16 protein-coding genes are annotated in these 13,137 nt (G+C 74.4%); 12 read left to right on the top strand and 4 right to left on the bottom strand.

Going from position 1 to position 13,137, the window contains the following annotated elements; translation table 11 throughout:
* Positions 1-198 precede the first annotated feature (198 nt).
* A complete protein-coding gene (locus ABT092_RS17740) occupies positions 199-1,488 on the top strand; it encodes a streptophobe family protein (RefSeq protein ID WP_351244780.1) in 1,290 nt (429 codons plus the stop codon).
* Between the two features lie 47 nt (positions 1,489-1,535).
* Here ABT092_RS17740 and ABT092_RS17745 read toward each other — a convergent pair whose 3' ends face one another.
* Entirely contained in the window at positions 1,536-2,135 is a 600-nt protein-coding gene (locus ABT092_RS17745) for a DUF2165 domain-containing protein (RefSeq protein ID WP_351244782.1), read from the bottom strand.
* 194 nt (positions 2,136-2,329) lie between these two features.
* Here ABT092_RS17745 and ABT092_RS17750 point away from each other — a divergent pair, with 194 nt between their 5' ends.
* Positions 2,330-2,518 (top strand): antitoxin, encoded by a 189-nt coding sequence (locus ABT092_RS17750; protein WP_351244784.1) that lies wholly within the window; start codon positions 2,330-2,332, stop codon positions 2,516-2,518.
* 6 nt (positions 2,519-2,524) lie between these two features.
* Here ABT092_RS17750 and ABT092_RS17755 read toward each other — a convergent pair whose 3' ends face one another.
* A complete protein-coding gene (locus tag ABT092_RS17755; RefSeq protein ID WP_351244786.1) occupies positions 2,525-2,950 on the bottom strand; it encodes a hypothetical protein in 426 nt (141 codons plus the stop codon).
* A gap of 404 nt (positions 2,951-3,354) precedes the next feature.
* On the opposite strand from ABT092_RS17755, the gene ABT092_RS17760 reads away from it, so the two are divergent.
* Entirely contained in the window at positions 3,355-3,783 is a 429-nt protein-coding gene (locus ABT092_RS17760) for a hypothetical protein (protein WP_351244788.1), read from the top strand.
* Between the two features lie 104 nt (positions 3,784-3,887).
* A complete protein-coding gene (locus tag ABT092_RS17765; protein WP_351244790.1) occupies positions 3,888-4,376 on the top strand; it encodes a DUF1269 domain-containing protein in 489 nt (162 codons plus the stop codon).
* A 51-nt stretch (positions 4,377-4,427) separates the two neighbouring features.
* On the opposite strand, the gene ABT092_RS17770 is transcribed toward ABT092_RS17765, so the two are convergent.
* Positions 4,428-4,913, bottom strand: coding sequence for a VOC family protein (locus tag ABT092_RS17770; protein ID WP_351244792.1), 486 nt, complete (start codon positions 4,911-4,913; stop codon positions 4,428-4,430).
* A gap of 121 nt (positions 4,914-5,034) precedes the next feature.
* On the opposite strand from ABT092_RS17770, the gene ABT092_RS17775 reads away from it, so the two are divergent.
* From ABT092_RS17775 to ABT092_RS17800, 6 genes are all read left to right on the top strand, one after another.
* Positions 5,035-6,282, top strand: coding sequence for an FUSC family protein (locus ABT092_RS17775; protein ID WP_451361977.1), 1,248 nt, complete (start codon positions 5,035-5,037; stop codon positions 6,280-6,282).
* Positions 6,283-6,435: 153 nt separating this feature from the next.
* The gene (locus ABT092_RS17780; RefSeq protein WP_351244794.1) at positions 6,436-7,614 is read left to right on the top strand and encodes a threonine synthase; all 1,179 of its coding nucleotides are present in this window, start codon (positions 6,436-6,438) and stop codon (positions 7,612-7,614) included.
* Between the two features lie 56 nt (positions 7,615-7,670).
* Positions 7,671-7,874 (top strand): type II toxin-antitoxin system VapB family antitoxin, encoded by a 204-nt coding sequence (locus ABT092_RS17785; RefSeq protein ID WP_351244796.1) that lies wholly within the window; start codon positions 7,671-7,673, stop codon positions 7,872-7,874.
* A 130-nt stretch (positions 7,875-8,004) separates the two neighbouring features.
* Positions 8,005-8,526, top strand: a complete 522-nt coding sequence (locus tag ABT092_RS17790) for a ricin-type beta-trefoil lectin domain protein (protein ID WP_351244798.1) — start codon at positions 8,005-8,007, stop codon at positions 8,524-8,526.
* A gap of 133 nt (positions 8,527-8,659) precedes the next feature.
* Positions 8,660-9,106 (top strand): nitroreductase family deazaflavin-dependent oxidoreductase, encoded by a 447-nt coding sequence (locus tag ABT092_RS17795; RefSeq protein ID WP_351244800.1) that lies wholly within the window; start codon positions 8,660-8,662, stop codon positions 9,104-9,106.
* A 66-nt stretch (positions 9,107-9,172) separates the two neighbouring features.
* Positions 9,173-10,180, top strand: coding sequence for a phosphotransferase enzyme family protein (locus tag ABT092_RS17800; RefSeq protein WP_351244802.1), 1,008 nt, complete (start codon positions 9,173-9,175; stop codon positions 10,178-10,180).
* Positions 10,181-10,190: 10 nt separating this feature from the next.
* On the opposite strand, the gene ABT092_RS17805 is transcribed toward ABT092_RS17800, so the two are convergent.
* Positions 10,191-10,712, bottom strand: a complete 522-nt coding sequence (locus ABT092_RS17805) for an ATP-binding protein (RefSeq protein WP_351244804.1) — start codon at positions 10,710-10,712, stop codon at positions 10,191-10,193.
* Positions 10,713-11,016: 304 nt separating this feature from the next.
* On the opposite strand from ABT092_RS17805, the gene ABT092_RS17810 reads away from it, so the two are divergent.
* Positions 11,017-11,250 (top strand): DUF5133 domain-containing protein, encoded by a 234-nt coding sequence (locus ABT092_RS17810; protein ID WP_445399363.1) that lies wholly within the window; start codon positions 11,017-11,019, stop codon positions 11,248-11,250.
* Positions 11,251-11,412: 162 nt separating this feature from the next.
* Positions 11,413-12,360: a putative protein N(5)-glutamine methyltransferase gene (locus ABT092_RS17815; protein ID WP_351244806.1), complete on the top strand. Its 948-nt coding sequence runs from the start codon at positions 11,413-11,415 to the stop codon at positions 12,358-12,360.
* The last annotated feature ends 777 nt before the right edge of the window (positions 12,361-13,137 follow it).

Genomic DNA, 13,137 nt, shown 5'->3' on the forward strand with positions numbered 1-13,137 from the left:
CCCACACCGCCCGCACCAACCACACGGGGGCGAACCCGGTCCTGTACATACCGGCCGGCCGCGGGGGGGGGGGGGGAGGACCCGTGAGCGCCCCCTGGCGGGGTCCCGCGGGGGCGCCCCCCCTGCGCCCCGGCGGGACCGGACGCGGTCGGCCCCCTCCGGGAAGCGCCGGGCCGCCGCCCTGCTTAGCGTGGCGGCGTGGACGAGGGACGCACCGGGGGTCGGACGGCCGGGCACGGCCCGGCGCGGCCGGTGTGGCACGGGTGGCTCCTCGCGTGCGGCACGGTGGGCGCGGCGCTGGGCACCATGGGCGTCCTCGCCACGGCGGGACTGTGGGCCGCTGGGGCGCACCGCCTGCCGGACGGGGCCTTCCCCCGGGTGGTGGTCGCGGTCGTGTCGCTCGCCGTGGGTGGGGACCTCGAACTGACCGGCGGGGCGGGCGCGTTCCTGGGGGGACGGGGAGAGTTGCGGGTGCTTCCGCTGTCGGTGGGGCTGGCCGGGGCCCTGGTCGTGGGGGCGGGGTTCCTGGCGCCGTGGCACCGCCGGACGGTGGTGGACGGGCGGGAGTGGGCCGGCCGGGCCGGTCGGATCGCGCTGCTGTGGACGGCCGCGCTGGTGGGGTTGGCGCTCGGGGCGCGCCAGGAGTTCGGGGTTCCGCTCGGCGACGGCCTCCTGTCCGAGCTGGGCGAGTTGTTCGGGCTGCGGCCCACGGTCGGGTTCGAGGCCGATGTCGGCGGCAGCGTGCTACGGGGTCTGGGGTGGCTCGCCGGGGTGTTCCTCGTCGCGCTCCTGGTCTCGCCCCGGGTGCCCGTTCCGGGGCGGGTGTCGCGGTTCCGTTCGGCGGTGCGGCCCGCCGCACGTGCCGCGCTGGACCTGCTGCTCGGCTACGTGGCGGTGGGGCTGGTGATCGGGGTGGTGGTCGCGGGGGTGCGCGGGCACCCGGCCGACACGTTCGCCGTCGTGCTGCTCGGGCTGCCCGATCTGGTCTGGCTGGCGTTCGTGCTGGGGCTCGGGGTGGTGTGGGACGGCCGGGTCGACGGCCCGTTCGGGTTGCCGGTGCCCACGGCACTGGACCGGGTGCTGCGGGGTGGCGGGGAGCGCGAGCTGAGCGTGCGGACGCTGGCCGAGCAGGACGCGGGGTTCTGGTGGTTGGTGCCGATCGCGGCGCTGGCGCTCTGCTCGGCGGCCGCCCTCGCGGCACTGCGGTCACCGCCCGGCACACCGCTGTGGCGGCTCGCCGTGCGCTGGGGGCTCGCCCTGGTGGTGACCGTGGCGGTGGTGTGCCTGCTCGTCCGGGTGGACGTCTCCTTCGGTCTGTCGTTGCTGGGCATCGGCGATCCGGACGGCGGGTCCTCCGGGCAGGTGCTGCTGCGTCCGCGGTGGGGTGGTGCGCTGGTGGTGGCGGTGGCGTGGGGTGCGGTCACGGGGTTCCTGGGCGGCGGGGCCGCCCGGTGGTGGCGCCGCCGCGGGGGCGGGCCCGCGGGCTGAGCCCCTCCGTCTCCGGCGGTGCGCTCCCGCACCGCCGGAAACCGCGCTCAGGAGGAGCGGCCGATCCGCCCCCCGGTCGGCACGGCGCCCGGCAACCAGGTGACCACGAGGGCGAATCCGGCCAGCGTCAGGTTCCGGGTCGCGGCGGCCAGGCCGTTCCACTGGGACGACTGCCACATGGCGAACCACTCCCCGCCGATCGCGATGAACCCGAGGCCGAACAGCAGCACCACCATCACCAGCCCCAGCGATCCGGTCCGACGGGCCCGGGCCGCACCGGCCGGGTCACCGCCGCGCCGGGTCAGCGCACGGGCCCACTGCCAGCCGGAGGCCAACAGGACGAGGGCGGCCAGCGTCTCCCAGGCGATGATCAGGACGTAGGCGGCGTCGGCGAGGGCCTTCGACTCGATGGCGCGCCACATCAGGTCCTCGTCCTTGAAGGTGGTGTCCATCGCGAGGACGTGCCGGACGAACTGCTGGTTGGTGCCGAAGTCGGTGATGTTGCCGAACGCGACCAGGGCCATGTACACGGCGACGGTCACGGTGAGTGCGGCAGCCGCCACCGGCAGCCCGCCCGGCGCTCGGCCGGCTCCCGCTCCCCCCTCGTCGGCGGTGTGCCGCTCGGCCAGGCCCTTGTTGTCGGCCATGGGTGCTCCTCCCCCTCGGTGCCGCCCGGGGCGGGCGGTCTCTCCCTGTGACCATGGCCCGCGTCGGACGCCGTCAACCCCCCGCCGGGAAGGGGAGCCGGGCGCCCGGGGGGGCGGGCGGCGCGGTGCGCGGATGCGGGACGGGCCCGGTCGGGTGAAGCTGAAGACGGAACAACCCCTCTAGGAGGTGGGCCATGTCCATGATGGACAAGCTCAAGAACATGCTGAAGGGCCACGGGGACCAGGTCTCCAAGGGCGTCGACAAGGGAGGCGACTACGTCGACGGCAGGACCCAGAACAAGTACCAGGGCCAGGTGGACAAGGGCCAGGAGGCGTTGAAGGACCGCCTCGGCGGCCAGGACCAGCAGCCGCCGCAGAGCTGATCCCGCTCACCGGGAAGGGACCCGTCCCAGGGACAGTGCCGGGCCGCTCGCCGTGCGTCGCATCCGGAGGGTGTCGACGGACTCGGCCAGCAGCTCGTACTCCGTGGTGTCGTCCTGTGCCGCGAACCGCAACAGCCGCCCCTGGGAGAGCTCTTCGGCGGCCCGGGCCTGTGCCTGCGGTTCGCGGCACCAGGTCCGCAGCGCCGAGGGGACGTCGGGGACGGCGTCCGTGACCTCGATGAGGGCGCCGGTCGGAATGGCCGACCCGCCGGGTTCCGGATCCAGGCGATCGGCGATCCACAGGGCGCGGTCGCGCAGCCACCAGAGGGCGAGCGGAAGCGTGGGGGCGCGGTAGGTGCCCAGCGGCACGCCGATCCACTGCCCGCCGCAGACCCCGTAGGCGGTGACGTGGCACAGGAACTCGTCGTGCACGGATCACCTCCGGGGCGGTGCGTCACGGGCTGCTGCGGTGCGGCGGCTCCGGTGCGAGCAGTGGGGCATCCCCCTTCTCTAGTTCACTTCCTGACGGAATGTCACCAATCCGATCCGGCCAGTGGCAACTCTTCCCGCCCCCCGGCGGCACCCGGGAGCGCGCTGAGCCGCTCCGATGGGCCGACACCCCTGAGCCCCCATGGCATGAACCTGACTCAAAACGTCCGCACTCGCCCGTTCCCCACGCGTCCGCCCCGCCACTCGCCTCTCACCCGCCCCGGCGCACCCCGCGGCGGACCGGACCGTTCCCCCGGACCGCACCGGCGGCGTACCGTCGGACCCGGCACCGCACCCACGCGGCGCACGAGCGGGCACGACGGACACACGGACGAGGGACGGGACGCATGGCGACGGAGGACGGCGGCTGGCAACTCGGGGGGACCGAACGACAACTCGACGCCGAAGTCGTCCAGGTCGCCCCGGACCGGGAGTTCGCCTCCCCCGCCCCCGAGAGCGGCGACCTGCTGCTCTACGTTACCCGCGGGAACGGCCACCTGGAGTCGGGCAGCCGCTTGGAGGCCGTCGACACGGGGTGCGTCAGCTGGGTGCCGCCGGGGAGCCGGTACGTGCTCACGGCCGGGCCCGAGGGACTGGCGTTCCTGGCCGTGGGGGCCCGGGCCGCCGCACCCCCGTCCCCCGCCCCCGAGGAAGCGCACCCGTACGGCGGAGAGCCGGCCTGCCTGCTGCACCGGGTGTGCACGGAGTGCGGGCGGCTGGCCACCGGTCTCGGCGACCGGTACTGCGCCCGGTGCGGCACCCCGCTCCCGTCCTGAGGCGCCCCGGGCCCGCGGAGCCTTCGCGCGCCCCGCTCCAGGAACGGACATATGGTGCAACTGCGAGCGTGGTCGCCGATGGCCACGGACCGAGGAGGCACCGCATGTCCGAGCTCATCGTCATCGGGTACGAGGACCCGGGCGTCGCCCATCAGGCGTACGAACGCGTCCAGACCCTCCAGAAGGACTTCGTCGTCGACCTCTCCGGGCTCGCCGTCGTCACCGTCGACCAGGAGGGCAAGAACCACGTCGAGACCCCGAGCAAGATCGTCGGCGTCTCGGCGGCCTCCGGGGCGCTGTGGGGGATGATCTTCGGCCTGCTCTTCCTCGTCCCGGCCTTCGGGCTACTGGCCGGCGCGGCCTTCGGCGGGCTCTTCGGCAAGTTGAGCAAGTCGGGCGTCAACGAGGAGTTCCGGGGGCAGGTGCAGTCCCTGCTCCAGCCGGGCTCGGCAGCCGTGGTGATCATGGCTGCGAAGATCACCGAGGACAAGTTCGCCGACGCCATGCAGCCGTTCGGCGGCACCCTCCTCAAGACCTCGCTGACCGCGGAGGACGAGAAGGAACTGGCCGAACACCTGGGCGCCGGGCAGTGATCGACCACCGCGCCGGCGCCCCGCGGCCCGGCGCACCGGACACCCGCGTCGTCACTCTCCGGCGTGGGCCCGCCGCAACTCCGCGAGGTCGAACTTCGTCATGGCGAGCATCGCCCGGGTGGCCCGGGTCGCCTTCTGCGGATCCGGATCCGCGAGCAGGGCCGGCAGTTCGGTGGGAACCACCTGCCACGACACCCCGAACTTGTCCTTGAGCCATCCGCACTGGCCGCCTTGGCCCCCGTCCGCGGTCAACCGGTCCCAGTAGTAGTCGATCTCGTCCTGGTCGGTGCAGTGGATCTGGAACGAGATCGCCTCGTTGAAGGTGAACAGGGGTCCCCCGTTCAGTGCGAGGAAGCGCTGCCCGTTCAGGGTGAAGTCGACCGTGATGGCCGTGCCGGCCGGTCCCGGGCCCGCCTCCGTGTAGCGGGTGACCGAGCCCAGGTGCGAGTCCTTCGTGAACACGGACAGGTAGTGGGCGGCGGCCTCCTCCGCCTTCCCGTCGAACCACAGGCAGGTGGTGAATGCTTCGCTGGTCATGGGTGGTGCCTCCCGCTCACGCGATGGATACGAGGATGGGGTCTCGTCCGTACGACCGATGCTCCGCCGAAAACTCATCGCCCGCGCGCGGAACGCGGCACGCGCCGCGGGCGGTGACCCGGTGAGCGAGGCACGGGTCCCGGTGCCGAAGACACCGCGGGCGGGGGACGGTCGGCTGGCCAGGACCGTCCGGCGGTGGCGGGACCCGGTGGTGGTCCAGATCCTGCGGTCCACCGTCGCGGCCACGATCGCGTACGTCGTCGCCCTGCAACTGAGTGATGTCACGGCACCGCTGACCGCGCCGCTCACCGCGCTGCTGGTGGTCCAGGTGACCCTGTACGCCACCCTCACCACCGGTATCCGCCGGGTCAACTCGGTGGTGATCGGCGTGCTGATCGCCGTGGGGTTCAGCTCGTTGGTGGGGTTGAGCTGGTGGAGCCTCGGGTTGATCATCCTGGCCTCGCTGACCGTCGGCCAGTTCGTGCGGGTGGGCGAGTTCGTGCCCGAGGTGGCGATCAGCGCCATGCTCGTCCTCGGGGTGACCGAGGTCGGGGCCTCCGCCTGGGACCGGGTGCTGGAGACGCTGATCGGCGCCGTGGTGGGCCTCACCTTCAACTTCGTCCTGGCGCCCCCGGTGTGGGTCGACACCGCCGGGGAGTCCATCGAGGACCTCGCCCGCCGACTGCGTCGGCTGCTGCTGCGGGACGCCGAGCAACTGGTCACCCCCACCCCGCCCCGGCTGGCGGAGCAGCGCCTGCACGAAGCCCGCCAACTGGACGACGACGTCGCCGACGTCGACGCCGTGCTCCGACAGGCGGAGGACAGCCTGCGGCTCAACCCCCGCGTGCGTGAGGGCCTGTTGAACCGGGTGGTGCTGCGGACCGGGCTGGACACCCTGGAGATCTGCACCGTCGTGGTGCGGGTCCTGTCCCGCACCCTCGCCGACCTCAGCCGGGTGCGGGCCGGCGCCCCGCTGCTCCCCCCGGAGCCCGGGCGCGCCCTGCGGGAGACCCTCGGCCACGTCGCCGACGCCCTCGTGAGCTTCGCCGTACTGGTGACCGCCCAGGCCAGCAGCAGCGCCACCACGGCCGAGGAACGGCTCAACGAGCAGTTGGCGGCGGCGGCACGGACCCGCGACCGGGCCGCCGGGCTGCTCCTGGACGACGTGCGGGACGATCCGCGGGGCTGGCAGCTCCAGGGCGCCCTCCTCACCGAGGTGGACCGCATGTTGGCCGAACTCGACCTGGAGCACCGCACCCGCCGCCTCATGGAGGAGTTGGACCGCAGTACCCGCGAACGCCACGAGCGCTTCCCCCGGTGGGCCCGGTTGCGGAGCCTCCTCCCGGGCGGGGAGCGGCCGCACGCCTGATCCGGCGGCGCGGCCGGTCCGAACTCCTGTGCCCCCGTACCGCCCCCTGCCCGCATGATCGCCCACGGGCTACCCTGCGGTCGCCGTCACCCGTCGATCACGAGCCGCCGCGGGCGGACCGGGTACCGCGCCACCACGGCAGGAGGAGCACGCATGCAGCCAGCGGCGGACCACGCGCCCCCCTTTCCCGGCGAGCCGGACGGACCCCGCCTGGTCGACGTGCGGTCCGGGCGGTCCTATCCGCTCGACGCACTGCGCTGGCGCGGGGACGACGGCGCCCCGCTGACCGTGGCGGGGCTGCCGGCGCTCGCCCGCGCCGACATCGACCGGAGCGCCCGCTCGCTGTGGCGCTACCGTGCGGTGCTCCCGCCGGGCATCGACCGACCGGTCAGCCTGGGCGAGGGCGCGACGCCGCTGGTGACGGCCGAGTGGGCCGGGTCTCCGGTCCGGTTCAAGCTGGAGTGGTTCAACCCGACCGGCAGCTTCAAGGACCGCGGCAGCAGCGTGCTGGTCTCGGCGCTCGCCGCCCGCGGAGTGCACGAGGTCGTCGAGGACAGTTCGGGCAACGGGGGCTCCTCGGTCGCGGCGTACTGCGCGGCCGCCGGGATCGACGCCACCGTCCTGGTGCCCGAGGGCACTTCGGCCGCCAAGGTCCTGCAGACCCGGGCCTACGGCGCCCGGATCACCACGGTGGCGGGCGACCGGGACGCCACCGCGGCCGAAGCGCTGCGCCGCGCGGAGCGGGTCCCCTACGCCGGGCACAACTGGCATCCGTACTTCCTCCAGGGCACCAAGACGCTGGCCTACGAACTCTGGGAGGACCTCGACTACCGGGCGCCCGACGCGGTGGTCACCGTGGCGGGGGCGGGCAGCATCGTCCTCGGCTGCGACCTGGGGTTCACGGAGCTGCTCGGCGCGGGCCTGATCGACCGGCGGCCCCGGCTGCTGGTGGCCCAACCGGCGGCCTGCGCCCCGATCGACGCGGCCTTCCACTCGATGCCGGCGCCGGAGTTCGGACCCACCCTCGCCGAAGGGGCGGCCATCCGCGAACCGGTGCGGCTGGTGGAGGTGGTCTCCGCCGTGCGCCGCTCGGGCGGGGACCTCGTCGCGGTCCCGGAGCCGGACATCGCGCGGGCGGTGCGGGACCTCGCGGCCCGCGGGTTGTACGCGGAGCCCACCAGCGCGGTGGCGGCCGCGGCGGTCGAGACCTTCCGGGCCCGGGGCGCGGTGCGGGACGGGGAGACCGTCGTCGTGGTCCTGACCGGCTCCGGGCTGAAGGCGTCGGGCGCCGTGGCCGGCCTGGTCCCCGACGCCGCCCCGGCCGCCGGCTGACGCGACGTCGGCCGCGGGTGTTAGAGTCCGGTCCCGCCGTCTCGGGAGGAGCCGCCATGGCCAAGGTCACCGTCAGTCTGGACGCCGAACTCGTGGTTGAGGCCATGGTTCTGGCAGGCGTCGGTTCGCCCCAGGACGCCGTCGAGTTGGTGGTGCGCGACTACATCGCGCGCGGCCACCGCACCGAGGAGCGCACGGAACTCAAAGGCGACGGCCCGCGGACCGCGCCCGTCATCCCGATCGACCCCCCGCAGGGCTGAGGACCGCACGGCCGGACGCCTGCCCGGTACGGCCCGGAAGGACTCCCCCGTGACCACCCGTCTCCCGACCCCTGGCCGCCACGGACGGCGCCGGGGACGGGGCCCGGCCGCTGCCGCGCCCGGTCGACGCGTGCTCCCGGCAACCGCCCTGGTGGTCGCGGTGGCGGCGGTCGCGGCCCTCACCACCGCCTGGTGGTCGGGCCGGGACGCCGCGGGCTCCGCCCCGCCCCGCCAACGGGACGCCGGAGCGCTGCGGGGCGCCCTGCTCAACGTCGGAACGGGGCTCTGTCTGGACGTGCTCGGCCGGCGCCCGGTCGCGGGTGCCCGGGCGGCCCTGCTGCCCTGTGCGGACGGACGGACCATGCAGTGGTCGTACGAGGGCGACGGACTGCTGCGCAGCGGCGCCGACGCCCGGCTGTGCCTCGACTCGCACGCCGCCGAGGGGCTCGCGGCCCTCGACTCCTGCACCGGGCGCGATGCCGACCACGGCACGGACGTCCGCTACGACCTGACCATCCAGGGGCAGTTGGTGCCGCGTTGGAAGGACGACCTGGCCCTCGCTCCGATCGCCGCCGAGGCCGGGGCCGCCGTGGCGGTGAAGGTGCGCGACCGCTCCGCCCGCCAGCGTTGGGCGTTCGAGCCCGGTCCGTGACCGCGCCGCCGGCGCACCGGACGGGATGCGGGCGCGGTCGGGAATGCCGGTCGGGCGCGGCCGGTTGACGGTCCGTAAGGAACGGGGACGGGGGACGGACACCTCTCCGAGACCGACGAAGGGACCAGGGACCATGCCGTTGACGGGCGAGTACGCACCCAGTACGACCGGTTGGGTGCGCGATCAGGTGGAGTTGTACGAGAGTTCGGGAGGCACCCGGGGAACCACCATCCACGGCATGCCCGTAGTCGTCCTCACCACCCGGGGCGGACGGAGCGGCAAGCTCCGCAAGTCGCCGGTGATGCGGGTGGAACACCAAGGACGGTACGCGGCGGTCGGTTCCTTCGGCGGCGGGCCCAAGAACCCCGTCTGGTACCACAACCTGATCTCCGATCCCCGGTTGGAACTCCAGGACGGCACCGTACGACGGGACATGATCGCCCGTGAGGTCACCGGCGAGGAGAAGGCCCTGTGGTGGGAGCGGGCTGTGGCGGTGTTCCCCCAGTACGCCGTGTACCAAGGGCAGACGGAGCGGAGGATCCCCGTCTTCGTCCTCGAACCCTCCGCGCGACCGCACTGACGGCCAGCGTACGGCCGCGCGCATATCCGGATGCGCCGCGGTCAGCGGCGGGCATAGGGTCGCCGGATGCGCGACCTGCCCGCCGGAGTGGACGAGACCGCACTGCGCCGGGGCCTGCGGGCCTGGGGAGTGGCGGCCGTCCGCCTCGACTACGCGCCCCTCGGGTTCGGCGACTACCACTGGAGGGTGACGGACACCGGGGGGCGGCACTGGTTCCTGACCGTGTCCGACCTGGCGCGCAAGCCGCACTGCGGTGACGGGCCTCGGGCCGCGTACGAGGGCCTGCGCGGGGCACTGGACACAGCGGGAGCCCTCCGGGCCGCGGGGCTCGACTTCGTGGTGGCCCCGCTGCCCGGCCGTGACGGCAGCACGGTCCAGCGGATGGACGGGCGGTACGGCCTCTCCCTGCAACCCTGGGTGGACGGGAGCGCCGGGGAGTTCGGACAACGGCTCGGCGCGGCGGAACGGGCCCGGGTGATGCGGACGTTGGCGGCCCTGCACCGGGCCGTCGCGCCGGCCACGGCCCGGACCCTGGCTCCCGGGTTGCCGTCCCGGTCCGGGTGGGAGTCCGTCCCGCCGGGGACGGACTCCGACCCGGAGGTCGGCCCCCGCACCGCCGCCGCCCGTGCGCTGCTGCGCCGGCACGGCACGGCCCTGCGGCGGCGGCTCGCGGAGTTCGACCGGCTCGTCGGGGAGGTGTCGGCCCGGGCGGACGCGCCGGTGGTGACCCATGGCGAACCGCACCCGGGGAACCTCTTGTGGGGCCCCGACGGCGAAGTGCGGCTGATCGACTGGGACACCTGCGGGCGCTCCTTCCCGGAACGCGACCTCTGGCACGTGGCCGCCCGGGAGGAGGGCGGGTTCGACCACGAGGCGCTGTCCGTGTGGGCCGTGGAGAGCGGTCGCACCCCCGATCCGTCGGCCCTGGAGTTGTACCGGCTGCGCTGGGACCTGGACGACGTGTCGGCCTTCTGGGAACTGTTCCGCGCCCCGCACGGGCACTGCGCAGACACCGAAGCCGCGTGGGAGGGGCTGACCGGCACGGTCGCCCGGTTGGTGAACGGCCCGGGTTGACCGTTCCGGTTCAGGCGACCAGGCAACCGCGCGCGTTCCACGGCCCGTCGACGGGGCACCCCGACCGCCGCCGGGACGACCGGGTCGCGGGCCGGTGACGGATCTCCCGCAGGGCGGGCGGGGGCGCGGGCCATCGCAGCGGCAGCCCCTCCGCGGACTCCACCCGCCGGGTGAACCACACCACCTTGCCGCCGCCCGGAACGCCGCAACTGCCCCAGCCGTCGCTGAGCGCGGCCACCCGTGCCAGCCCGCCGAGCGTCGGGCCGAGCAGGCGCGGCGGTCGGCGGTCCCGGTCGGCGACGGAGGCGATGACATGGCGCCCCGTCCAACACAGTTCCACCACGGCGGTGGTGTCGTCGGTGTGCTCCACGACGTTGGCGAACAGTTCGCCGACGCCTCCGCACACCGGCCCCACCTGGTGGTCGAGCGTCCAGTGCGAGAGGTGGGCGGCGAGGACGCGGCGCACCTGGTCGGCCCGTTCCCGGCACGCCTCCACCTCCACGCCGTAGTAGCAGGGACGGGGAACGGTCATGGGATTTCCTCCACCCGCACCGCCTGCGACCGCGGGAACCCGCCCGTTCGGCGCAGCGGTGCGCACGAAGTGTGAGTGCGGGTGTCCGCTGGGTTGCCTCCAGCCTGCGGGGGTTGCTCCACCCGTGCAACACGAGGGCGCGGCCCGGGGTCGCGGCGGAGGACGGAACGGCATCCGGGTGACCCCGGCGGGGCGCGAGGGGCCGGAGCCCCGGTTGCCCGACGGGAGAAGCGGCGGACGGCGGGGCACCATGGCACCACCGCACGACCGCGCGCGGCACGACAGGCCGGAGGTGAGGGGCACGATGCTGCTGCCGGACAAACCGCAGGTGGACACCCTGCTCAGGCGGTACCGGGCGTGGGAACGCCTGATGTTGGCCAATCCGTCCAACGGGACCGTCCGGGGACGGTTCGAGGACACGGCGTACACCCTGTGCGTCCTGATGGGACGCCGCAGCGCCCGTGAGGCCGCGCTCGCCGCCGAGCGCTATCTCCGTACGGGCGCCGTGCGCTGCACCGCGTCCGAACCGCTCGGGTAGCATGGCTCCGTCCGTGTCGGTGACTGCCCGGGGGGTGAGAACCATTTCCGCCTGTTCAGGCAGGGTGTTCTCGTTCGCCGGCCGTCCGGCCCCGGCTGCCTAGCGCGGCCCGTCCCGGCACCGCGGAGCGCCCTTTCGGTTCCTCGAAAGGCCCGTGTTCGCATGCTCGTTCCTCCACGTTCCCCGGCGGTCCGCTCCGCCTCCGCCGGTTCCGGTGCGTCCTCGTCCCCCCACGCAGCCGATCCGTTCCGGACCGTCGACGGCTTCGCCTTCGGCGGCTCGGACACCGCCCCTCCCGGGGGGTCCTCCCCCGAGGCCACCGCCCTCACGGCCCGACTGCGGCGCGCCGGGTGCGTCTTCGCCGAGGACGAGGCCCAGCTCATCCTCGCCACCGCCCGCAGCTCCGACGAGGCGGCCGCCATGGCCGCGCGCCGGGAGGCGGGCCTTCCCCTCGAACACGTGCTGGGCTGGGCCGAGTTCCACGGGCTGCGGATCGCCGTGGAGCCTGCGGTGTTCGTGCCGCGTCGACGCACCGAGTTCCTCGCCTCCCGGGCGATCGCCCTGGCGGGACGGGTGTCCACCGGGCGACCGGTCGTGGTCGACCTGTGCTGCGGCTCGGGGGCGATCGGTGCGGCGGTGCTCTCCGCGGTGCCCGGTGCGGAGTTGGTGGCGGCCGACGTCGACGCCACGGCGGTGCGCTGCGCCCGACGCAATGTCGAGCCCCTGGGCGGGCGGGTCGTCGCGGGGGACCTGTTCTCGGCACTGCCCGGGGGCCTGCGCGGTCGGGTGGACGTCCTCGTCGCCAACGTCCCCTACGTGCCGAGCGGTGAGGTGGCGTTCCTCCCGGCCGAGGCCCGTGACCACGAGCCGCACGCGGCCCTGGACGGCGGCGAGGACGGGCTGGACGTACTGCGCCGGGTGGCCTCCGGGGCGCCCGGGTGGTTGGCCCCCGGCGGGGCGCTCCTGGTGGAGACCAGCGCGTCCCAAGCGCCGGACGCCGTGGCCGCGTTCCGGCGGGCCGGGCTCAGGGCCCGGCTCGACGGGTGCGGGGAACTCCCGGCGACGGTGGTGCGGGGCGAAGCGCGGACGGCCGGGGCGGCCGGTACATGATCGGCCGGACGGGGGTGGTCCCCCCGTCCGGCCGATCCCCCACTGGGACCCCCCACACGGGCGGTCGGACGCTGCCCCCCACAGGCAGGTCGACGACCGTTCCAGGTCCCGGTCTATCCGGTGCCGGTGAGCGCCTCGCGAGCGCTCCCCCTCAGCACCGAACGGCCCCCGACGGCTTCGGTCCGGTCGTTGCCCCGGGCCCCCACAGCCCATGAGGTCCGACGCGGCACCATCCGTCCACCGGGGTGCGGCCCGTCCCCGGCGCGACCGTGCCCCGCAGATCGGCGGTGGTCCCGCAGCGGGTGTTCATCACGGCGGTCTCCTTCCGCTCGGTGCAGCGTGGCCGGTCGACGAGCCGGGTGCGTGCTCGGCGACGGTGAGTCTGCCGAGTCCCGCTATGAAATTCACATCGACCCCCCACGTTTCAGTAACCTTGTGTGTTGAAACAGTGGCGAGATGTGACAGACGCAGGGGGCCCGCAGGGGCGCACACCCCAGGAATCAAGGGGAATCGCCCTACCCGTCAAGACTCCGTGGCCGAATGACGACCTCCGGGCAATCGACTGAAAATCCACCATCCGAAGCGCCTTCCGGCGCCGAATCCACCCCCGTCCCCCTCCGCACGCCGCGCGGAGCCACCTCCGCGGGAGGGTCGGCGACCCCGGTCAGCAGGGACGGGGCGGCCGGACGCACCGAACACCGCGGGAACCCCTCTCCGGTTCTCACTCGACCCTCGTGCACGTGCACGCGACCAGATTCACACTCCACCCCTCGGCCA

It is taken from the genome of Streptomyces sp. NPDC002490 (assembly GCF_040296045.1).
In the GTDB taxonomy this organism is placed as follows: Bacteria; Actinomycetota; Actinomycetes; order Streptomycetales; family Streptomycetaceae; genus Streptomyces.